The following is a 21,019-nucleotide window of genomic DNA, read 5'->3' on the forward strand; positions in this document are numbered from 1 at the left end:
GATACGCGGTAGGAAAAACAAGCCTACAGAGGCAGAGCCGCCAATAAATAAAAAGCTAACGGAAAAAAATAAAATCTGGCGGAGGCGAGGAAGTGTCTTGGGGAACTTGAATGCCTGGCTCATATCATTAGTCAGGCGAAAAATATTACGGTTAATTTAGTAAACTATTCCCACTGCATCCAGGTTGTAATCTGTGTAGGTCTTATATTCGCCGTTTAACCACAAAATAGCGTTCTTATCTTCGCCGTTAACAACCATAGGACGGATATTGTGGTGAGCGTTATCTTTACTCAGACGTTGCCATTGGATGCTGTTAATATCATCGTTGGCACCAATCAGGGCGCGAAAAACCTGATGCGTGCCTTCAAGGGCTTTTCCAGTAGATGGATTTACATCTGATGAAATTAAAACATGAGAAGGATTACTTGCTTCAAGAGTAATCAGACGGGTGTAACTTGCTTCTCGTTCATAAAGACGGCTACCCGCATAAGCCACTTCTCTGTCGTACCATTGCTTTCCGTTCCAAGAAGCAATGCGATAGCGTTGGTCCTGATTATTCAGATACAAAGAATAAGCGATATGAGGGTATCCTTTGTCATCAAAAGCCACAGAGCTGGTCCAGGCACTATTTTCAGCGCTTAAGTCCACGCCGCGGAATTCCCCTTCTCCGCCGGTATATATCTTTTCTGCTTCAGAAGGTTTAAGCGGCCCGTCTTTACTCAAATTTTTGATATAGCTGCCATTTGCGGTATAGAAGTTACCATTTCGAAATTCTGCATAGTAAAGGCTGTTTCCGAAGTCTCTGGGATGAGCATCAGTAAAAGAAATACCGATGGTATCGGTTCCATTGCCCACGTAGCGAGCGTAAGGACGTTGGGTACCATTAAGCTCATCCTGAATCAGGTGCTGGGTTTTTCCCCAGGTTTCTCCGCCGTCAGTAGACGTCACAAATGAAGGATTCCACTGAATACCGCGATACAGGTTATAGAGCCTTCCTTCTTTCTCCATATTAGGGCGTATTGATCTTTGCTGTCCGAATTTTGTTCAAACTAAACCTGTTTTTATTGCGGCGCGAGCTATGAAGCTTAGCCACCTAAGTAAATAGTGAGCAACAAAGAACAAGACAGGTTTATGAAGAACCCTGCGGGCAGCGGTTGCAGGTACTTTCTACTGCGTTATCAACTGTTCATGTAGGCCCACTACATTTCACAGTCTCTGCCTTGTATAAAGAACCTGCAATCGCTGCAAAAATGAACAGAAAAGGTCAACACGCCCTAACCAAATTCATATAAGTGACAGAATCATCATGTTCTATGGTTTGTTCTGGACCCCATTGCAGGTAATTGTCTGTATTTGAGATGCGGTAGTAATGTTTGTTTTCGGTGCTGTGCCGGGCGTAAACGGTGAGCAAACTTCCGTCTTCCCGAACGTAAAAAGCAGGAGAATTATGATCGTCCCGATCAAAGTTGGGATGCATAATAACTTAGCCCATAAGTTTATCCTGGGATAAATCGTAAACGCCAACAACCGCGTTGCCGGCGCTATTCCCTTCAACACTACCGATCACCAGTTTATTATTCTGGATAACGGCACGCGGATCCTGAAACCAGCACCAGCCGCTGTTTTCCATAAACGTTTGCACCTGAGCCTCTGCAAACTTAGCGCGTTCTTCATCACGTAAAAGTTTATAAAGTTCACTGCCTGCCGCCAGGAAAGCGCCCACGCCATAAACTTCAGTATAATCAGGAAATGAGTCACCCGGCGCAGCGCCGACCGGCTGAACATACCCCAGCATCCCTTCATGATTTACCGCCAGCTTTAACGCGTTCCAGGCTTTCATTATCACCGGGCGATATTCACTGCTATCCAGAATTCCCTGATTGATCCCCCAGGCAAGGCCGAAGGTGAAAAACGATGTGCCGCTGGTTTCTATCTCCGGGTAGCCTTCCGTTCCTCCAAGCAAACCCATGGACCAGGTACCATCTTCCCGCTGAATAGATTTTAAGCGGCGCGCCATTTTTTTAAATAAATCGACGTAAAACCCCCGCCCTTCCCAGTCTTGCGGAAGATCCGGGATCATGAGTGCCAGACCGCCAAATACCCAACCATTGCCGCGGGCCCAAAAAATATCTTCGCCGTTGTTCTCATGTTGATAAAAGTAACTGGAATCGCGCCAGAACAACTGCTCTTGTTCACTCCATAAAAGGTCATAAGTGGCGTGATATTCCTGATCCATGAACTCCAGATACTTATCTTCTCCTGTAAACTTTGCCAGTCGCGTCCAAACCGGCGGCGCCATAAAGAGCGCATCACACCATCCCCAGCGGTCGTGAGCATCAGTATCTTCAGCTAACCAATCAAGTGTGCCGGTCTGCGGATTTTGCAGGATCCAATCGAATTGCTCGCGCACTGGCGTTAGCATGTCTTCGCGCTGAAAATCTTCATACATCGCCAGATAAAACTGACCGACTGTGTGGTCGTCTGCATGATACGGACGCTGGTGCAGCTTCCAATTGTTGCGTTCGCCAATGTCCCGTAGCCATTGGGTATACCTGCTGGGGTCATCGGCGATCTTTCGCCATTCGTTCATTCCTGTATATAAGGCGCCCTGATGCCACTCCAAATCATGATAGCGGTCGCGGTTCGCCCAATCAGGAGGATTACGGGGAAGTGCGCGATATTTTCCTTGCTCCTCGTGATGGGCGATTTGCCAGTCAGCCACCTTCTTGGTTAATGCCTTTACAGACTGTGCAGTTACCGGCGATTGTTCTTCACCGAGATATTGCTGCAAATAAGACTTCCACTGGTAATAAGCAGTGATGTCTCCGGCTTTTTCCCAGGCAGAACCTGAATAATAAATCAGCCGCCCTTGTTTGTCGGTAGAAGTAACAAGCAAGGCATGAGATCTATCGGGAGTAGCTGAGCGCTGATCGAAATACTGCCCGTTATATTGCGAAGGTAATACGACAGCGGTTCCTACACCGCTACCGTCAATTCGTTCCCAGGTCGACACAATATTTTGCTGATCATTGACGTCGGCAAGAGCCTTGCCATTATGAGTGGTAACGCCCACCGCCACTTGCAACTGTACTGGCTGCCCGTCTTTGGTGAACCGGCTTTCGGCTTTATAAAGCTGACTGCTTTTTTCCAGCGTCACCCGCTTAACTTCACGAATTCCTCTTTGCTCGTATAAATATTCCAGCTCAAAAACAACCTGTTGCTGCGTTTTTTCGATGACTGTAAAGCTGTTATAAACATTCGGCTGCAGCAGTTTGTCCTGTTCTTCTGGTTGCCAAAGCGCCACGCCTCCGCATCCAAGAGAACTTCCTACGTGATAAGGATCGTAGCCTTCACCATGATCAACATGATAGGACTTACCCTCCGCTTCTTCACGATACCATTTGTTGATTACAGGATAATCGACCCGTTTGAGCCAGCAGTCGACGCCGTTATTTTCAGCAGATTCTTTCAAAGCCGGGCCGTAAAAACGGAATGCCACTTTATCGTTTTCAACGGCAAAGTCGTCAGCCCGTTCAGGCACGTGCCGAGCTTCAAGACTGCCACTATTGTGTTCAGCGCGTTGAGCGCAACTTTGTATCAAGATGGCAAAGCAAAGCGCGAGAAGCCATTTCATCCTCTTTTCCATGTTGCATTTTCCTATCGGGCCGATTTTGAGCGTGAGTGAATAAAGCAATTGTGATTGTAAATGAGGTTCTCAATTCCTGTTAATGAGAAGATACTATACTCACACAACTAATTAAGACTCAAGTTCGAAAAAGAAGGTTGGCTTACAGAAAAAGTTCAAAGATGAAACTTCTGCATATCAAGCACTTGTTCTATCCCTTCAATGACATCCTCCTGATGATGGTTTACATAGAGAAGTGTAGTGTTGCCTTCGCGTGCGAGTAAGCTTATTAACGCCAGAACTTTAAGCCGGTTTAGTTCGTCCAAACCGTTACAGGGTTCATCCAAAATAAGCAACGCTGGATGTTTCACCATTGCTCTGGCAATTAGCGCCAGTCGTTGATCGCCAAACGATAACTGTTGAAACGGGGTATCCCGGTAACGCTCCAGTGCTATTAAAGTCAGCCATTCTCTGGCCAACTGCTTTTGTCTGGCCGTTGGTTGCTCATAAAGGCCGATACTGTCATAGAAGCCGGATAAAATTACGTGGTGTAGTGAGCAATTCACCCGGTACTGCATATGCAGTGCATTAGACACATAACCAATATGTTGTTTAATGTCCCAGATGCTTTCACCGCTACCACGCTGATACCCGAATATCTGCAAATCGTTAGTATAGCAATGAGGGTTGTCGCCGGTTAACATGGTGAGCAGGCAGGTTTTTCCTGACCCGTTAGGTCCTATAATCTGCCAGTGCTGCCCCGGATTCACCTGCCAGTCAAGGCCACGAAAAATTACGTTGTCACCATATTTCACCTGACCGTCGTTTAAAATGACTAAGGGCAGATCACGGCTTTTTAACTCAGGCGAATGCTTGTCTTCATCTTTGGCGGGTAAAAACAGGTTAACGTGTGACATCCGCAGCAGTTGATCAAGATGTGCTTTTTCGCCTTCGCCAATGTTGCTGCCAGACGACTGCCAGCTGATCGAACCATTTTCCAGATACAGGATTTTCTGAACATAAGCAGGGAGCTCAGACAAACGATTAAGTACCAGAATAATAGTAATGTCGCGGCTGTACTGTTCAAGTAGTGTTTGCAGGCCTTGCGTGGCCTCAGTGTCCAGTCCGTCCCACGGCTCGTCCAGGACGACTATGTCAGGAAAGGCGAGTAAGGTTTTGGCAATTAGCACCTTGCGGGTTTCTCCGGTGGACAGCGCCAGAAATGGTCGGGATAGCAATGGTGTCAATCTGAAAATGTCGCAGAGGCGTGCAAAAAGTGACTGGCCTTTAGACAAATCCGTTTCCGCCAGAATGACTTCTTTAGTTAAGGTGGGAGTGGGTATGACATCAAGAATATCCGCATCATCTTTTTGGCGTTCCTGCTCAATTAGGCGTTTTTGTTGTTCAACGCTTACCCACCCGATGTTTCCTGAAACCTCAAACTGCCCTTCTTCAAGGTAACCTTCACCTGCGAGCACAGCCGCCAAGGCAGATTTGCCACTGCCATTGGCACCAACAACAGCCGTGTGACTGCCTTTGCTGATGTTCAGCGTATCAATTTGCAGGGTGTAGTGTTTATTGAGGATAAAGCGGCAGTGTTGCAGCGAAATCATAGCGTCTCCTGAAGGAGTACGAAATAAAAAAACGGGCTAAAAAGCCCGTTTGTTCAACAGCAAGTCTTATTGTGCAGGTGTCGCAACCGCGTCGTTTTGCGCTTCTGCTTTCACTACACTTAGCTGCATATTGGAAATTGGATTCTCGGTATTATTAGACAACTCAACCAAACGGTTAAGCTGACCCAGCGACATCATAACGGCGTACATGGCGCCAAGGAAACCAGATTTATGCAGCTCAAGGACTTTCTCATCAGGCAGTTCCAGCATTTTCTTTTCGTTAATGCTCAACATACCGGTAACGTTGCGCTGCTGACCATTTTTGTAGGTCAAACGAATCTGAATTTGCTCCAGCAAATCAAGATCAATCACGGTCTTAACAAAACGCTGCGTGATCATTTCACTATTTGCCAGGTCAGCTAAAAACTGTTGACGATTCTTCAGAAAATCAGACGCTTCTCCTTCGCTAGTGAAAAGCGTTTGTCCTTCGTCTGCAATCATGTCGCTGTTTTCGTCGATATATACGCCCAGTTTTTCGCCATCAGGACGCACATCAAACGGGTAGCGAAGAATATTCATCGGAACATGAGGACCGTTCCAGCGTTCGCCATTTAAAAACAGGTTCTGGTTTTGCTCCATTCCCAGCATTGCCACAACGTGGTGACGCTCTGACTTGGGATCCTGAATGAAAACAATTGGCATAGTAGAAGCCAGTTGTGCAAACTCTTTAATAGACGCTGCTGCAAGGTGGGTATTCTTCGCAAAGGCAAACGTGTTGTTCACCGCTACTTTCATATTTTTATGTTTTTCTTTATCGAGCGGTATGTAGTTAATCGCCATAATTCATTCTCATAACAGTTGTTGGTGGTAATCATCAATTATTGGGTATATCGCCCGAAGGAAAATTGCCCTTCTTCGCCGTCTTCGGGAGCGCGTTTATCGTGTATGTCGCTTCACGAATGCATCACCAAATACGTTTGGAAAGGATTACCACGAAGATTTATATTAACGCCCCGTAACAGGTTAAGACCTTATTCAGGGTGACAGGCAGTATCCCGTATTTAAACCTGTAAGTCACGCCCGAAATCCTTATCTAGATTTAAGTTTTTATGACAATTCCGTAACACTTCAGACAGAAGGTGTTGGCGATCAGCTTCCTCCAGCGCCGATGCGCGGCGTGGGTAACTTTTCTATCTATTTACCCGATTGAGCTTCTTCACGTTATTGCGTAATCTAGGGCGTGTTGGCCTGGTTTGGAACTGTATTTGTTGAATACGCAGCCAATACCTTCGCACACTATTCGCACGCTAATAACAACGAAAAAGGAAATCTCAATGCTAACATCCCTAAAGAAGAAGCCTCTAACTCTGTTGATGGCAACACTGAGTGTCGCTTCAGTAAATGTATTTGCAGCAACAGCGAGTGTGTCAAAGCAGGCCAGTGATATTGCTCAACAAACGATTATTATCGACAGCCATATTGACGTTCCTTACCGGGTTCACGAGAAATGGGTAGATGTCGCCAAATCTGCAGAAGATGGGCAGTTTGATTACCCACGAGCAAAGGCAGGCGGTCTTACTGCGCCCTTCATGTCTATTTATGTGCCCGCCAGTTTAGATAGTTCCGCCCAGTCTACCCAACTTGCTCATATTCTTATTGATTCGGTAGAAGCGATGGTACAGCGCGATCCCGACAAGTTTGCATTGGCAAGAAGCGTTGATGATGTCAAACAGCAATTTAAGAAAGGCCTAATTTCATTGCCTATGGGCATGGAGAATGGATCGCCAATACAGGGAAGTCTGGACAATCTCGAATTATTTTACGACCGCGGGATCCGTTACATCACGCTGGCGCATTCCCAGTCCAATCACATTAGTGACTCATCTTACGATCTGCGCCGTCAGTGGCATGGGCTGAGCGATTTTGGGAAATCCTTGATTCCTGCTATGAATAATATCGGAATGTTGATTGATGTTTCTCATGTCTCAGACGAAGCGTTTTACCAGGCAATTGCGCTTTCTAAAACGCCTCTTATTGCGTCGCATTCCTCTTTACGCTCTTTCACGCCGGGTTTTGAGCGCAATATGGACGACAAAATGGTGAAAGCGCTTGGGAAGAACGGCGGCGTTATTATGATTAACTTTGGCTCGGGGTTTGTGACCAAAGAAGCACTGCAATGGCGGGACGGGCTCACCAAAGCGCGCAATGCTCTCATCAAAGCTGAAGGCGAAAACAGTCAAAAAGTACAGAACTTTGATGATACCTACCGCGCCGAGCATCCTTACCCGTATTCGACTTTGGCCGACGTATTGGACCATATCGATCATGTAGTCAAGCTAATCGGCATTGATCATGTTGGTATCGGCTCTGACTTTGACGGCGTCGGCGACTCATTACCCACTGGACTAAAAGACGTATCTCAGTATCCTAATTTAGTACAGGGATTACTGGATCGCGGCTATTCTCGTGCAGATATTGAAAAGGTGCTAAGTGGAAATTTCTTACGTGTGTGGGCGCAAGTAGAAGACTACGCCGCATCACACAGTTAAGGGCGAATGCGGCTATCAAGCGGTAGCCAACCTGCCGCTTGATAAGTTCGATGATCCGAGATTATCCCACTGTTCTTAATTAAACGCCTGCTTCGTGGGCGGTGTAGCATGCATATCCATAAACGTTTGCAGCATCATCGTCATCTGACGATACAACGGGTTTGCTTTTGGTACTGCGCATTGCTCAAACTCGTTAACCTGCGAAGTATCAAAATGCATGTCCACCTTCATTTTCGTATTTACAGGAACGTCTGCGTGGCACAATTGGTAGCTCTCATCGATAACAAAAAAAGTATTTGCACCGTCAGCGTGTTCCAGTAAATTCCGTATACCTTCAATGGGTGTGGTTGCATCGGCCTGGGAATGCGCAGCAAATATCGGCACTGAAATCCGCTTGCCGGCTTCAAAGTCAGCTCTGATTTCGTCAATGATGTCCATCAGTTCTAAACCGGCAAACCCTGCAACGCTTGGGTACTTGAATGGGTTAGGACCGTCAGTTTCGTAACTTCCGTCAACCAGTTTCGCAACCCATTTTACGCCCCAAATTTTTGCCATATTTTCGGCATTATCAGACAACGCCAGCGCTCCCGAAAAAAGAAGAATGCCGGCAATTCCATCCGGAGAATCCAGGTAATGCTCAACTGCTAGTGCGCCGCCGGTTGAGAAGCCGCCAATAAATATTGTACTTCCCAGTTGCGGCGCTAAAGCCATAATGTCATCAACCTGCGTCTGCCACCGCTCTGCCAGTTGATCGTCCTCCATATCGGCATCTGCATCTTTCAATCCGTTGCCTGCCAGCAGGGGCACCACTACGTTGTAGCCCTTATCATAAAGGGTTCTTGCGATGCCTTGCATAAAATAGGGAGAATCGCTCAACCCGTGAAGTAACACCACAACATTGTCAGTAGGCTTACCATGATGAAGAATAAATGGCGCATTACCTGCGTTTCGCAGCTTATCAGAACACAGGCGGAATTCATGCAGTTTAGGTTGCGGACAAGTCGCAACACTACCTAGCTCCTGTTCATATAAAGCAGTGAACTCAGCAAGTGCCTTATCAATATTTTGCGGCGCTTCTGGTTTTAGCACTGGCAGTTTAGGAATAGGCTGTTGAGCAAGCGCCGCTTGACAAACAATCATCAAGATTGCCAAAAATAATGGATATAACCGCACGTATCACTCCTTTTGCGGCAAAGCCCGTCATAAAATCTATCGGGCGCATCTACAATGAGACCTATACTATCATGGCGTCGAGCAAAGGAAACGGGGTAAAGCGAGACATCTTCCAGCTTGTTAGAGATACAAAATTATACCCTTTACCGTGGTACCCTTACATTTATCAAACCTAATGTAGTAAATAGAGAAATGGCTACACAGCCGGGCTGATAGCGTTCTTTGATCACTCTTAACCAACAACAGGTAGGTATGAATTTTTATCCGTAAATATCGGCAAATATGCCGACCACAGAGAATTTTGTCGTTACGCTTTTTCTCGGATGTAAGCTTGTTTTCTTAATTTAAAAGGATTGTTAATAAGCTGCCCGGCGTTGGTGACCCGCTAATAAACGTGGCGTTATCGGGCCCTAAGTTGAAAAAGGCAAAGCGGCGCGAAAGCCCGTGACGCAAAGCCTCCGGTCTACGATAGCGATGGCATCCTCTGGTGATGTATCTGTCTTGATAGCGGGGCTACCGAACTTACGTTTGTCAAATTGGCAAACACAATAAGAGGTTCACTTTTTCAGTCAACAACATGTAATGGCGTAAAGGAAGACACCGCTTTCTTTACGTTTAATACCATCCACAGTGATTGGTATAACCATAGATTGAGGACTGTTCCATGATTATTTTAGTTGGTGGTGAAAAAGGCGGCAGCGGCAAAAGCTGTCTGGCGCAAAATATCGCGGTTTATTTACGAACGGAAAAAAAAGCCAGTGTGCTGATGGTTGATTGCGATCCCCAACGCACCACATCTGACTGGATTCAGGAGCGCAAGGCTAATCATGAGCTCCCGGCAATAAACTGCGTGCAGCTATACGGTAAGATCCGTAACGAGTTGTTGAGCTTACGCGATCATTACGATTTTGTTGTGATTGATTGCGGAGGTCAGGATAACCTTGCGTTACGCTCTTCTATGGCGGTGGCTGATCATATTCTGATCCCTTTGCGCCCAAAACGCCGGGATCTGAAAACCGTTCCCCATATGGAAGATGTGTTATCGACTTGTAAAATGGTCAACCCCAACATGAACGCTGCCTTTGTGATCACTCAATGCCCGTCATTGCCTTCTTTAGCCAGCCGCATACTTGAAGCAAAAGAGGTGTGTCGTTCTTTTGAAGTACCTGTATTAAATTCGGTGACATTTAGCCGCAATATGTACGATGACTCCGAAGAATCCGGTATGTCCGTGATAGAAAGCGAGCCAACAGGAAAAGCCGCCATTGAAATTCGCAGTATTATTGATGAGCTGCTTGCCAGAGGTAAAGGGGAATCTTATGGGGCTATGCAGTCTCAAAAAATCCACGCCGTCAGTTAATCCCAAAGCTGTTTCAATAGAAGAGTTCATTGATGATGCTCTTGTGTATGCTTCTGGGCAACATGCTCTGCAGCAAGGGGTTTGGCAGGACGATATACAGGCAAGAAATACCTTCTCATTTCCCGATGAAAGTGAAGATAAACCCAAGCGGCGTGCAACTTTTACTCTCACCGAATCGACCATTTTTGCGTTGAGCGAAATCGCCGAGCTGACCGGAATTTCCCGTTCCCGTTTAATTCGAATATGGGCGGAACAACAGCGGCAGGAAGGTTCTTTCACTTCCCTGATTAACAGCAAAATTCCATGACAGGCGCTGTTGCGCCAACGAAAAGGCTGCTGACATCGAAATATGCGCAAAATTTAATCTATCTTACTATGCAGTTTTAATGTAATTAGCGGACAGAAGGTTGACAGAACTTTTGATTTCTTTATAAGTATAAACATTAGACAATATAATTACCTTGGGATGGAATCCGTAAAACGCGAAAGGCGGGAAACGCTTATTGTTTCCCATGACTCACGATAAAGGTTATTGGAACACTTATGAAAGCACGCCTGCTCGGGTGTCTTCTTTACGCAGTTAGTTCATGCAGTTTTGCGTGGTCGGATGCGATAAGGGAAATTTCTTCGCCTAGCGCACAAAGTAAGCTAGCCGAAATTGCCGCACATCATAAAGCCGGTCTGCTTGCTTTGGCGGAATCAGAAACATTAATTCTTCTGGACCAGGCACGCGCCCAGAAACTGCCGTTGGATATTGCCGCAGCGCAACACGAACGCGGTCATATTGCTACCATGCAGGGAAAATATGATTTAGCACAGCGGGTATATAAACGGGCGTTGGACATTTATACAACCGAAGAAAAACTTCCTCAAACTGCTGTCATCCTCTCGGATTTAGGCACCACTCAACGCATTCAAACAAACTACAATCAGGCATTAGATTATTATTATCGCGCATTGTCCTTATACCAGTCTCTGGAGATAAAAAGCGGTATTGCAGAGCAGCAACTTAACATTGGTAGTGTCCTTCGCGCCCTTGGGCAGTATGAGCCCGCTCTGGTGGCGCTCCAACATGCGCTGGTTTATATGCGACGCAATAATGATCTTGCCGCCGTCAGTCAGTCTCTCTCCCACATTGGTGGGGTATATATGGCAATGCAACAGTATCAGGAAGCGTCCAGCTACCTGAACGATGCATTGGCGATCAATGAACAGCTGGATCTCAAATTTGATATTGCTAAAAGCCACCGTGATCTGGGCGAGCTATACCTCAAGATGCGCAGGTACGAGCGAGCCAGAAGCCATCTCAATAAAGCCATCTCTTTATTTTCCACCATTGATGTTCCCCTTGAAAGCGATTGGGCGTTAGCCACGCTGGGCCAGGTTGAGCTGGAAAAAGGTAATACCAACGACGGGCTAAAATATTTAGGCGATGCACTGCTTCGCGCGATAGAAAATGATTTTACAGGTCTTATCACTCATGTTCACCTTGCAATGGCACAAGCCTACCTCCGCATTAATGACTTTACCACAGCCTCTTTTCATGCGGAAAAAGGGCTGAGCCAGGCCCGTACAAGGGATGAGCTGGGCACACAAATTGATTTTCTTGTCGTACAAGCGAAAATTTTTCAGGCTCAAAAGGATTTTGAAAACGCTTTTTTGACGCTAAAAGAAAAGGACCGCCTGGACTCGCTAGTGGTTGATAAAAATAGGGCGATGTCGTTAGCGCAGCTTAAAACGGAAATTGAAGTTGAGCGCCAGGCACAATCTATTGAGCTACTACGTAAAAACAAGGCCATAGAACTTGCTCAAGCCGAACAAAGAAACTTAAGCAATATAATAGTAATGGGCAGTTTGGTCGCATTCTTGCTGTTTCTCTTTCTTCTATGGAGCCGTTACCACCAGCGTCAACGCAACCTCACGCTCAAACGAGACGTAAAAGAGCGAACGCAGGAACTGGAGCAAAAGAATCGTGAATTGGAAGAGGCGTATCGGGCGTTAGAGCAAGTTAGTTTACGTGATCCTCTGACCAGCCTGTATAACCGGCATTATCTTGAAGCACAGCTGCCTGGCGAAATTCAGCGTTGCCAGCACAATTGTTCTAAAAACCCGGATCGTCGGACGACGGAGAATGGCGATTTACTCTGCTTTCTGCTGGACATTGATGACTTCAAACATATTAATGATGAGTATGGTCATTTAGCTGGCGATCGTTTTCTGGTGCAGTTTACAGCAGTTATTCATGACGTTTTTCGTCAAACGGACTTGCTTATCCGGTGGGGCGGTGAAGAATTCCTGGTGATTTGTCGCCACGCCAACCGAAGCGAACTTATTTTATTGGCCGAAAGATTTCGCGTTGCTGTGGCAGAAAAACGTTTCCAGTTGCTGGACGGCAAAATAATCAGGGCAAGTTGCAGTATCGGGTTTTGTGCGCTCCCCCTGTTTAGAGATGCGCCCTATCGACTGGATTGGCAGAAAACCTTTGCGATAATGGATTACTGTTTATACGCAGCGAAGTTATCAGGAAAGAATTGCTGGATAGGCGCTGTTGAAGCCTATGATGAGCCGGTAGACGAAGGTCACCAACTAAACCCGTTGGAGCAGAAGTTCAATCTGCCGAGAACGGAAATGAAAACCTCGCTAAACAATCTGGCGAGTATTGAATGGCCCGTCAACAATTAATAAGCTTAAGATACCGTGTCAGTAGAATTGGGGCAGAGAAAGCAAGGTTAAGTTAAGCGCGATATACGTAACGTGGATTAGTCGACATTCGAACTGGCACCTGACATTGGCTTGGCTCGATCAAACCTGACAGACTGCTATAGACAAGAAGTGGACAGTCAACGCTTGGGCTCAGGGGCGGCAAAAAGCGGAGCGAGGAAAGAACGCAGCTTTGAGACATCCCTTGGAGCCCATTGTTAGAGACCTTAATACTCAACCTTCTGAAGGCGACGCTCGGCTAGATCCTTGTAAAAACTATCGCCCTCACCGGATTTTTTGATAATTAAGTTCAACCATTCGCGAGTCTTCGCCCAATCTTTATTGCTCCAATATGCCTGTGCTATTTGGTATCTAAATGCCTGAAGAGTCGATGCTGTTGGGTGGTCATTTTCAAAAGACGCAAAAGTCTCTAGAAGTTGGGGCATATAGGTGCCGAACGCAGACTTAACGCCATGCTTACCACCATATCTCCCTGGATCTTCCCAACCTAAAAGAGTTCGAAGTTTATCTTGGTAGGCTATACGCGACGCAGTAGTCTTTGGAAACTCCGATATAACTTTGTCATACCATTTTAATGCGGTCTCAACATTTGGAATCCAACTAGAATCGATAGTGAACTTACTATCTTTTCCTCTTGACCAAAAGTCCCCATGCCGAAGATATGATAAAGCAATAGCGTTTTCTACAGATTCCTTTGCTGACTCACCAACAATTTCTGCGAGTTCACTAATCCTGTCTTTTACGGTTTTTGCCTGAGTAGAATTCGGATACTTCTTGACAAGATCGCGCCAGGAATCAAGCGCTACTGATATATTATTTTCATCAAATGCAATGCTTCCCAGCAAATAGTAAGCTTGCGCTTTGTCAGAATCAACTGACTTGCTGAAAACCACATCAATCAGTTCAGACTTCGCTTCTTGTGTTAAACCGTGTTGATTTAGCATCCCCGCCTTTTCTATTGATGCCGCGAAAGACATTGGCGCTGTTAGTAATGTTGCGGCCATTGACATTGGCAATAATTTCATTTTCATCTCACACTCCTTCGTTTTGTTTGTGTCCCAGCGAGCCCGCGAGCGACTATAGCGTTTTGTTAGCTACCGTCGTCTCTATTACATCTGTTGCCACTAGGCCAAGCGCACAAAGTCCCATTAAAAACGCTAAGAATCCTGTTGAGCCTAATAATAGTATTATGATGCCGAAAGCTATCATTTTCTTATTGCCCGAGATTTGATCATCACCAAGAGGAATCTTGTTTTCCCAGCGCCAATTTACATACGCACCTTGCAATACTGTGAGAAACATCCCTAATGAAAACGAGCAAAGGGTATAGAGTAGAAAGATCCAGATCCATTTCAATTGAAGCAATTGCTCCGGCATTAATTTGGGAGCATCGTCCTTAAGAAAAAGTGTCATTGATATTGTTAACGCACCACCTGTCGTAACCAATACAGTCTTAGCGAATAAATCAAATCTTTGCCTAAAGTCGATCCTAAATGCGGATTTCCGTTCGAGATACTTCTCCTGATCTTTAGGTTTTATTTTTCGTCTTTCAATACCATGTTTATTCGATGCAGTATCCATTGCAAAATTTCCTTCGAGGTAGCTAACAGCTTATTACTGAATAATTCATAGTAACACCCGTTTCGATTAAAAAACCACATGCTGTGTTTTCAACTGACAGAAAATCAAATGTCCGCTTCACGCTCACAGGGGCTGCACAAGCAGCCCCGTACAGCCTAGATTTCAATAGACTCCGATATTTCCAAAGCGTCATCAACTTCGATGCCTAAGTAACAAACTGTGCTCTCTAATTTCTTGTGTCCAAGCAAGAGTTGAACTACTCGAAGGTTTTTAGTCTTCTTGTAAATTAAATAGGGTTTGGTCCTGCGCAGTGAATGGGTACTGTACAGCGAGGTATCCAGTCCAAGTTTGTCAATCCATCCGTGGAAAATGCGATTATATTGTCTAGTTGATATGTGCTCAGCACCGTGTATACGAGATTTAAAAAGGTAGTCGGACGCTTTTAGTTCTGCTTTCTTCACCCAAGCCAAAATCGATTCGCCAGTGTTTGGTGTTATCTCAAATTGGACAGGGCTACCTGTTTTTTGCTGAACAACATTTGTACGCCTCAGCGCAGAACGTCCGCAAACGACGTCTGAAACTTTTAGTTTAACGAGGTCACAACCCCGTAGCTTGCTATATAGACCAAGATTGAACAGTGCAAGATCACGCGTCCGACCTTCAAGTTCTAATCGAATTCGGATGCCCCATATATGCGATATCTGAAGAGGTTTCTTCTGCCCAATTATGCGATCTTTATTCCAAGGTGTATGAATTCGAATTGCCATAAGTTGTCTCCTGCTTAGTAGGAACCAAAAGTATGGCAGTCAGTTTAAATAGCATAATAATAAAATGAGCAAAAACTTCGGAATTGTGCCATTAGCGGACACTCAATCTTGACACCAAGTGATCAAAAACCAATCGAATACGTTGTGGTACTGGACCACGTTGAGGGCGATAAATATATAAATCCCAAGGCACCGGCTCGACCTCTTCTAACACTCTCACAAGTTTCTCTTGGCGTGATAAGTCTTGGACCAAAAAGTCAGGAATTTGAGCAAAACCTAGTCCATTTTGTATAGCCATTAATTCAGCTTCGGTGTCGGCACTTCGAAAACGTGTTATGGATGGCGTCCACTGTCTGTCCATGGAAAAAACCCATGGCCAAAGCTTTCCCGTATTGCGATCTACTAACCCTGTAACCGGCAAGTGGTTTAGTTCTTCAATAGACGCAGGCCTTCCCACTCTATTTATTAAGTCAGGCGAAGCCACGACATACATATTAATTTTGGTGAGCTGGCGGGCAATAAATCGACTATCTCTCATGAAGCCGATACGAATCCCAATATCTATTTTTTCGTCAACTACATCCACGCGCTCGTCACTGAGTGTCAGGTCTATATCCAGTTGAGGATGTATTGTTGAAAGTTCCAGTAATACTGGCATTAAGCACTTATGACCAAAACCAACAGGCGCTGCGATACGAACCCGCCCTTGTAATTCATTACCCGAGTTAGGGGCGCTTGTTTGAAACAATTCATCTACAGCGCGCAGGCGTTCTTTTGCTATCAAAGCAAATTTTTCTCCAACTAGGGTCACTTGTATGTGTCGAGTATTTCGATGAAATAAAAGCTCCCCTTGCAATCGCTCTAACTCCTTCACTGCTCGCGTCACTGCCTGAGGAGAAATTCCCAGACGGTTAGCCGCTTCTTTAAAGCTGCGAGACTCAGCAGCAGTACAAAATATCCGGAGCATTTCCAATCTGTTAAGCATCACAGTCACATTCAGGTTTGAAATGAATACATAAATATTATTCCAAAATATGGAATTGTGAAATTAAAACGTTTCCATTTATTGGTTTTTGAAGGTAAGAGATACTTTGCTTGTTATTTAGACAACGTCATTCAACTTATTTGAGGATATTAACTATGAGCAGTGTTTTAGCAAATAACATCAGCGGTAAGGTCGTTGTTATCACTGGTGGTAGCAGCGGTTTAGGCGAGACCACGGCAAGACATTTAGCCAGCCTTGGCGCATCTGTTGTTTTAGGTGCCCGACGCATCGACAAGCTTGAAGCTATTGCTACTGACATACGCGCAGCGGGCGGAGAAGTTGCGGTTCAAGCGACAGATGTGACTAGCCCGGACGAAGTGAAGGCCCTTGTAAATCTTGCACAAGAGCGCTTCGGTAAAGTTGATGTGGTTATCAATAATGCAGGGTTAATGGCGATTGCACCGTTAGCTGAGACTCGAGTTGACGAATGGGATCGCATGATTGACATCAACGTTAAAGGTCTGCTGTATGGAGTAGCCGCAGCGCTTCCGATCTTTCAGGCTCAGGGAACAGGCCACTTTATCAATATTTCTTCCGTAGCGGGTATCAAAGTATTCAGTCCCGGCGGCACGGTTTATAGCGGAACCAAATTCGCTGTTCGCGCTATTGCCGAAGGCTTACGCCATGAAGTTGGGGGTAAAATTCGTTCAACAATCATTTCACCGGGTGCAATCGAATCTGATTTAAAACATGGAAGTTCAGATACTCAGGGTGCAGCCTTTGTAAAAGATTTTTATCAGCAAAATGAAATTCCATCTGACTCTGTTGCTCGTGCTATCGCATACGCAATTGAGCAGCCTGCGGATGTGGATATCAACGAGATTGTTCTGCGCCCAACTGTTCAAGAATTTTAATTCGTTTAATAAAAGACCTATTAACCAGCGGGTGATTTAACCACCCGCTGAATATTCATTTTGTGAGGTTATTGATGACTGCGTTAAACAGACAAATGCGTGCTTTGATATTAGATAGCTATGAAGAGGGTACAGTATTCCGGGATGCCCTGATTAACTTACCTTCTCCATCAGCAGGTCAGGTGCAAGTAAAAATATTTGCAAGTGGAGTCAATCCTATTGATTACAAGATCCGCCAAGGTATCGCTCCTTACGCCATGCCGGAATTACCCGCAGTACTTGGCACCGATTTAGCTGGAGAAATTGTTGCTGTCGGCGACGGCGTCACCGACTTTGCAATAGGCGATGCCGTTTATGGTCTGACTGGCGGAGTGCGAGGATTGCAAGGCTCATTGGCTGAATATGCCAACGTAGATGCTGAGTTACTTGCTCCCAAACCGAAAAATTTGTCCATGCGTGAAGCTGCGGCTTTACCTCTGGTTGCACTTACTGCTTGGGAAGGTTTGGTTGACAAGGCGAATGTTAAAGCGGGCCAGAAAATCCTTATCCAAGGTGGAGCTGGCGGAGTTGGGCATTTAGCCGTGCAAATTGCTAAGGCTTTAGGTGCCGACGTTTATGCCACTGCATCGACTGGAAAACAACAACTGCTCAAGGCGCTTGGTGCCACGCCAATTGATTATCACACTGCAAGCCCTGCTGACTACATGGACGCATACACCCAAGGCAAAGGATTCGATATCATTTACGACACTGTCGGTGGCTCTGCACTCGATGCCTCATTAGGTATCATTGCACATTACGGCCATATTTTAAGCTGTGCTGCATTCAGCTCACATAACCTCGCACCGTCGTCAATACGTTCTGCAACATTGTCAGGGATTTTTGTGTTACACCCACAGCTCAGCGGAGAGGGACGCAAACATCATGGTGACATTCTGCGGCAAATTACGGCTCTTGTTGAAGCTGGACAAATTAAGCCACTACTCGATCCGTTACGCTTTTCCCTAGACACGGCAATGGATGCACATAATGCCGTAGAGTTGGGGTCCATGGGTAAAGTCGTTATTGATGTAATTGCTTAAAAAGTCATTGTTGAGGATGCATATGAGCCCAAGAAAACTAATTCGAACTGTTCGTTTCCATGAATTAGGTGGCCCCGAGGTATTAACTATTGACTCGCTGGCGAGTCCAAGTTTGCAGGCCACTGATGTACGTATTGCGGTCAAAGTTGTTGGGCTCAATCGTGCTGATGCCATGTTTAGGCGAGGCCGCTATATAGAAAAGGCTGACTTCCCTTCGCGAATCGGCTATGAAGCATCCGGGATAGTCATTGAAGTCGGGGAAGAGGTAAATCATTTACGCCTTGGAGAAGAGGTTTGTATTGTCCCTCAGATGGGGCTTTCTCAGAATGGCTGCTACGCAGAAGAGATTGTCGTACCAAGTGAATATGTGGCACTCAAACCAGCAGGGCTAACCTTTGCTGAAGGCGCAGCAGCTTGGATGCAGTACCTGACAGCTTATGGCGCTTTGGTCGAAATTGCTAACGTGCAAAAAGGCGATGCAGTACTGATAACAGCCGCTTCGAGCAGTGTTGGATTGGCTGCGATTCAAATTGTGAATTCTCTAGGGGGTATCCCTATCGCTACAACTCAAACACGAGCTAAAAAGGCTGCTGTGCTCATGGCAGGCGCGGCCCATGTGATTGCAACTCAAGAAGAGCCGCTGCTGGATAGCTTGAGAAGCATCTTGGGAGAAAACAATTTAAAAATCGCATTTGATGCTGTCGGTGGGCCGCAGATAGCTGAAATTGCTGAAGCAATGAGCCCTGAAGGAACAATAATAGTACACGGAGCATTAAGTCCCGAAACAACTCCTTTTCCCTTAAAAATAGCACTTCGTAAAAGTCTGACAGTTAGGGGGTATGTGTTTACTGAAGTTGTAAAAGACATCGAGCGTTTTCGCAGAGCAAAGCAATTTATCCACTCGGGTTTATCCGAAGGAACACTCAAGCCTGTCATTGATCGAAGCTTTAAATTTGAAGAGATAGTGGCAGCGCACCACTATCTGGAGTCAAATCAGCAGATTGGTAAAATAGTGGTCGAACTTGATTAACAGTTCGTGGCTTCCGCTAGTCTCTCAACTCAGTCAGTGCCTGATAATAATTAGCGTGGGCTTTTTTGCGGAAATCGAATGAACTAAATCAGAATCTTACGATCAGATCAGGGACATTCATTCACTGACTTTGATTACATGCCGAAGCCTCGCTACAAAACCACTAACTGGCGCAAGTACAATATTTCAGGCGTGACAGATGCGGAAGTACTCCCAAATTTACTCAAACAAACACGCCGATCCATCAAGGAAATTTCGAGAGATGGCGCATACGATACAAGGGAGTGCCACAGGGCGATTAGGGTTAAGAAAGCGATACCTCTAATCCCTCCACGTGAAGGAGCCGCCTTCTGGGAAAAAGGTCATCCACGTAATCTGGCGGTTGGTTGCCAAAAGCTCTATGGTTCGAACAAAAAGTGGAAACGAAAATATGGTTACCACAGGCGTTCATTGTCGGAGACCGCTAAGTATCGCGCAAAACAACTACTAGGCGCTTCACTCACGCTTCGAAATTACAATGCACAAGTTGGGGAGACATACGCCATGATCAAAGCACTCAACAAGCTAACAGGGATAGGTATGCCCGAAACTCAGTATATCGTTTAAAATGCAAACGATTTTGCTAGTATTCGCTCTCAAGTTGAATTCCGCAACAAAGCCGGTTGATTGCACGTGTTACGGAGATGCATGCCCATTATTACACGACAGTGGCTGATTTTGGTCGGGAATTTGCATGTTCAGTGGCGAGTAGCATGGCGGAATTTATTGGAAGGCTAGATAACCCAAGCAATGAGATTTGGACGATCAAACGGGACGATAAAATCCATCTGTTGCCATTGATGGTGAAGATCTTGGGCATAATCGAGCACATTTATGATGGTTCATTGTGGACGACTCTTTGAGAGGTTTCGGACTAGGTAAACAGCTTCTGAATTCTGCATTAGCTTTTGCCGATGCTCAGGGTTTCGTCCAAATCAACTTATGGACTTTCTCAGGGCTTAATGCAGCTCGATATCTTTACGAAAGCCAGGGCTTTGCATTGGTGGAAGAGAAACTAGACTCAAAATGGGGTATAGAAGTCTTGGAGCAACGCTTCACCAGGTGCCTATAAACGTGAATAAATATTTAAGGAGTCTCGATGACAGCTACAAAAGAAGAAGTTATCGCTTTCATGAAATCGGAGTTTCCACAAAGCAAATGCGTTGTGGAAGCAGTGAGCAACGGTAGAGCGACTGTATCTCATCATGTAGGTCAGGATGAATTACGTCCTGGCGGAACGGTTTCGGGGCCTGTTTTAATGAGTGTGGCTGATGTGGCACTTTATGTGGCGATACTTGGTAAAATTGGCATCGTGCCATTGGCAGTAACAACTAGCCTTAACATCAACTTCTTACGTAAGCCATCGGCAAATGAGCGAATCATTGCGGAATGTTCTCTGATAAAAGTCGGCCGTACTCTCGTGGTTGGGGAGGTCTCTCTGTACTCTGAGGGGGTGAGTGATTTAGTAGCACATGTTGTGGGTACATACTCTATACCACCCTATACATCGAAACGAAGTGAGAATATTAAAACAATTAACTCTCTGAAAGCTTGACTCCGTTTAAAAGAAAAAAGGCAGT

The 21,019-nt window shown here is 45.6% G+C and carries 19 protein-coding genes, 1 pseudogene and 1 riboswitch; of the genes and pseudogenes, 10 read left to right on the forward strand and 10 right to left on the reverse strand.

What is annotated here, in order from left to right:
* Positions 1–156: 156 nt before the first annotated feature.
* The 5 genes from CA267_RS04165 to CA267_RS04180 form a co-directional block, all read right to left on the reverse strand.
* Positions 157–1,008, reverse strand: coding sequence for a BNR-4 repeat-containing protein (locus CA267_RS04165; RefSeq protein WP_075608652.1), 852 nt, complete (start codon positions 1,006–1,008; stop codon positions 157–159).
* 256 nt (positions 1,009–1,264) lie between these two features.
* Positions 1,265–1,477 carry a BNR-4 repeat-containing protein gene (locus tag CA267_RS18990; protein ID WP_075608651.1) on the reverse strand — a complete coding sequence of 71 codons (213 nt, stop codon included), beginning with the start codon at positions 1,475–1,477 and terminating at the stop codon, positions 1,265–1,267.
* 6 nt (positions 1,478–1,483) lie between these two features.
* Positions 1,484–3,634: a glycoside hydrolase family 88 protein gene (locus tag CA267_RS04170; RefSeq protein WP_075608650.1), complete on the reverse strand. Its 2,151-nt coding sequence runs from the start codon at positions 3,632–3,634 to the stop codon at positions 1,484–1,486.
* A 167-nt stretch (positions 3,635–3,801) separates the two neighbouring features.
* A complete protein-coding gene (gene modF, locus CA267_RS04175) occupies positions 3,802–5,238 on the reverse strand; it encodes a molybdate ABC transporter ATP-binding protein ModF (RefSeq protein ID WP_075608649.1) in 1,437 nt (478 codons plus the stop codon).
* Between the two features lie 66 nt (positions 5,239–5,304).
* Positions 5,305–6,078, reverse strand: coding sequence for a SapC family protein (locus CA267_RS04180; RefSeq protein ID WP_075608648.1), 774 nt, complete (start codon positions 6,076–6,078; stop codon positions 5,305–5,307).
* A 494-nt stretch (positions 6,079–6,572) separates the two neighbouring features.
* On the opposite strand from CA267_RS04180, the gene CA267_RS04185 reads away from it, so the two are divergent.
* Positions 6,573–7,787 carry a dipeptidase gene (locus CA267_RS04185; protein WP_408609405.1) on the forward strand — a complete coding sequence of 405 codons (1,215 nt, stop codon included), beginning with the start codon at positions 6,573–6,575 and terminating at the stop codon, positions 7,785–7,787.
* 75 nt (positions 7,788–7,862) lie between these two features.
* On the opposite strand, the gene CA267_RS04190 is transcribed toward CA267_RS04185, so the two are convergent.
* Entirely contained in the window at positions 7,863–8,960 is a 1,098-nt protein-coding gene (locus CA267_RS04190) for an alpha/beta hydrolase (protein WP_232367596.1), read from the reverse strand.
* A 413-nt stretch (positions 8,961–9,373) separates the two neighbouring features.
* Positions 9,374–9,481, forward strand: a riboswitch (cyclic di-GMP riboswitch).
* Between the two features lie 143 nt (positions 9,482–9,624).
* On the opposite strand from CA267_RS04190, the gene CA267_RS04195 reads away from it, so the two are divergent.
* The 3 genes from CA267_RS04195 to CA267_RS04205 all read left to right on the forward strand — a co-directional run bounded on the left by CA267_RS04195 (position 9,625) and on the right by CA267_RS04205 (position 13,002).
* Positions 9,625–10,320, forward strand: coding sequence for an AAA family ATPase (locus tag CA267_RS04195; protein WP_075608647.1), 696 nt, complete (start codon positions 9,625–9,627; stop codon positions 10,318–10,320).
* Positions 10,280–10,627, forward strand: coding sequence for a hypothetical protein (locus tag CA267_RS04200; RefSeq protein ID WP_075608646.1), 348 nt, complete (start codon positions 10,280–10,282; stop codon positions 10,625–10,627). The genes CA267_RS04195 and CA267_RS04200 overlap by 41 nt, the downstream gene beginning before the upstream one ends.
* Positions 10,628–10,863: 236 nt before the next feature.
* The gene (locus CA267_RS04205; protein WP_075608645.1) at positions 10,864–13,002 is read left to right on the forward strand and encodes a tetratricopeptide repeat-containing diguanylate cyclase; all 2,139 of its coding nucleotides are present in this window, start codon (positions 10,864–10,866) and stop codon (positions 13,000–13,002) included.
* A 245-nt stretch (positions 13,003–13,247) separates the two neighbouring features.
* Here CA267_RS04205 and CA267_RS04210 read toward each other — a convergent pair whose 3' ends face one another.
* The 4 genes from CA267_RS04210 to CA267_RS04225 all read right to left on the reverse strand — a co-directional run bounded on the left by CA267_RS04210 (position 13,248) and on the right by CA267_RS04225 (position 16,374).
* Positions 13,248–14,072 carry a tetratricopeptide repeat protein gene (locus CA267_RS04210; protein ID WP_075608644.1) on the reverse strand — a complete coding sequence of 275 codons (825 nt, stop codon included), beginning with the start codon at positions 14,070–14,072 and terminating at the stop codon, positions 13,248–13,250.
* 46 nt (positions 14,073–14,118) lie between these two features.
* Positions 14,119–14,622 carry a hypothetical protein gene (locus tag CA267_RS04215; RefSeq protein ID WP_075608643.1) on the reverse strand — a complete coding sequence of 168 codons (504 nt, stop codon included), beginning with the start codon at positions 14,620–14,622 and terminating at the stop codon, positions 14,119–14,121.
* A 155-nt stretch (positions 14,623–14,777) separates the two neighbouring features.
* Positions 14,778–15,389 (reverse strand): tyrosine-type recombinase/integrase, encoded by a 612-nt coding sequence (locus CA267_RS04220; RefSeq protein WP_075608642.1) that lies wholly within the window; start codon positions 15,387–15,389, stop codon positions 14,778–14,780.
* Between the two features lie 91 nt (positions 15,390–15,480).
* Positions 15,481–16,374: a LysR family transcriptional regulator gene (locus CA267_RS04225; RefSeq protein ID WP_075608641.1), complete on the reverse strand. Its 894-nt coding sequence runs from the start codon at positions 16,372–16,374 to the stop codon at positions 15,481–15,483.
* Positions 16,375–16,529: 155 nt separating this feature from the next.
* On the opposite strand from CA267_RS04225, the gene CA267_RS04230 reads away from it, so the two are divergent.
* From CA267_RS04230 to CA267_RS04255, 6 genes and pseudogenes are all read left to right on the forward strand, one after another.
* Complete coding sequence (locus CA267_RS04230) at positions 16,530–17,288, forward strand: SDR family oxidoreductase (protein WP_075608640.1); 759 nt, start codon at positions 16,530–16,532, stop codon at positions 17,286–17,288.
* Positions 17,289–17,362: 74 nt separating this feature from the next.
* Positions 17,363–18,370 (forward strand): zinc-dependent alcohol dehydrogenase family protein, encoded by a 1,008-nt coding sequence (locus tag CA267_RS04235; RefSeq protein ID WP_075608639.1) that lies wholly within the window; start codon positions 17,363–17,365, stop codon positions 18,368–18,370.
* Between the two features lie 22 nt (positions 18,371–18,392).
* Positions 18,393–19,400 (forward strand): zinc-dependent alcohol dehydrogenase family protein, encoded by a 1,008-nt coding sequence (locus CA267_RS04240; RefSeq protein WP_075608638.1) that lies wholly within the window; start codon positions 18,393–18,395, stop codon positions 19,398–19,400.
* A 180-nt stretch (positions 19,401–19,580) separates the two neighbouring features.
* Positions 19,581–20,006 (forward strand): annotated as a pseudogene (locus CA267_RS04245) (IS5 family transposase); the annotation flags it as partial.
* Between the two features lie 280 nt (positions 20,007–20,286).
* Complete coding sequence (locus tag CA267_RS19210; RefSeq protein WP_075608636.1) at positions 20,287–20,511, forward strand: GNAT family N-acetyltransferase; 225 nt, start codon at positions 20,287–20,289, stop codon at positions 20,509–20,511.
* A 27-nt stretch (positions 20,512–20,538) separates the two neighbouring features.
* Entirely contained in the window at positions 20,539–20,994 is a 456-nt protein-coding gene (locus CA267_RS04255; protein ID WP_008464865.1) for a PaaI family thioesterase, read from the forward strand.
* Positions 20,995–21,019 lie beyond the last annotated feature (25 nt).

This window comes from Alteromonas pelagimontana, from assembly GCF_002499975.2.
Lineage (GTDB): Bacteria > Pseudomonadota > Gammaproteobacteria > Enterobacterales > Alteromonadaceae > Alteromonas > Alteromonas pelagimontana.

What these genes read in the sequence shown, in the direction of transcription:
- CA267_RS04220 (WP_075608642.1), bottom strand. Translation starts at nt 15,389, where the DNA reads ATGGCAATTCGAATTCATACACCTTGGAATAAAGATCGCATAATTGGG.
- CA267_RS04230 (WP_075608640.1), top strand. Translation starts at nt 16,530, where the DNA reads ATGAGCAGTGTTTTAGCAAATAACATCAGCGGTAAGGTCGTTGTTATC.
- CA267_RS04180 (WP_075608648.1), bottom strand. Translation starts at nt 6,078, where the DNA reads ATGGCGATTAACTACATACCGCTCGATAAAGAAAAACATAAAAATATG.
- CA267_RS04195 (WP_075608647.1), top strand. Translation starts at nt 9,625, where the DNA reads ATGATTATTTTAGTTGGTGGTGAAAAAGGCGGCAGCGGCAAAAGCTGT.
- CA267_RS04205 (WP_075608645.1), top strand. Translation starts at nt 10,864, where the DNA reads ATGAAAGCACGCCTGCTCGGGTGTCTTCTTTACGCAGTTAGTTCATGC.
- modF (WP_075608649.1), bottom strand. Translation starts at nt 5,238, where the DNA reads ATGATTTCGCTGCAACACTGCCGCTTTATCCTCAATAAACACTACACC.
- CA267_RS04185 (WP_408609405.1), top strand. Translation starts at nt 6,573, where the DNA reads ATGCTAACATCCCTAAAGAAGAAGCCTCTAACTCTGTTGATGGCAACA.
- CA267_RS04165 (WP_075608652.1), bottom strand. Translation starts at nt 1,008, where the DNA reads ATGGAGAAAGAAGGAAGGCTCTATAACCTGTATCGCGGTATTCAGTGG.
- CA267_RS04210 (WP_075608644.1), bottom strand. Translation starts at nt 14,072, where the DNA reads ATGAAAATGAAATTATTGCCAATGTCAATGGCCGCAACATTACTAACA.
- CA267_RS18990 (WP_075608651.1), bottom strand. Translation starts at nt 1,477, where the DNA reads ATGCATCCCAACTTTGATCGGGACGATCATAATTCTCCTGCTTTTTAC.
- CA267_RS04255 (WP_008464865.1), top strand. Translation starts at nt 20,539, where the DNA reads ATGACAGCTACAAAAGAAGAAGTTATCGCTTTCATGAAATCGGAGTTT.
- CA267_RS04215 (WP_075608643.1), bottom strand. Translation starts at nt 14,622, where the DNA reads ATGGATACTGCATCGAATAAACATGGTATTGAAAGACGAAAAATAAAA.
- CA267_RS04240 (WP_075608638.1), top strand. Translation starts at nt 18,393, where the DNA reads ATGAGCCCAAGAAAACTAATTCGAACTGTTCGTTTCCATGAATTAGGT.
- CA267_RS04235 (WP_075608639.1), top strand. Translation starts at nt 17,363, where the DNA reads ATGACTGCGTTAAACAGACAAATGCGTGCTTTGATATTAGATAGCTAT.
- CA267_RS04225 (WP_075608641.1), bottom strand. Translation starts at nt 16,374, where the DNA reads ATGCTTAACAGATTGGAAATGCTCCGGATATTTTGTACTGCTGCTGAG.
- CA267_RS04170 (WP_075608650.1), bottom strand. Translation starts at nt 3,634, where the DNA reads ATGAAATGGCTTCTCGCGCTTTGCTTTGCCATCTTGATACAAAGTTGC.
- CA267_RS04200 (WP_075608646.1), top strand. Translation starts at nt 10,280, where the DNA reads ATGGGGCTATGCAGTCTCAAAAAATCCACGCCGTCAGTTAATCCCAAA.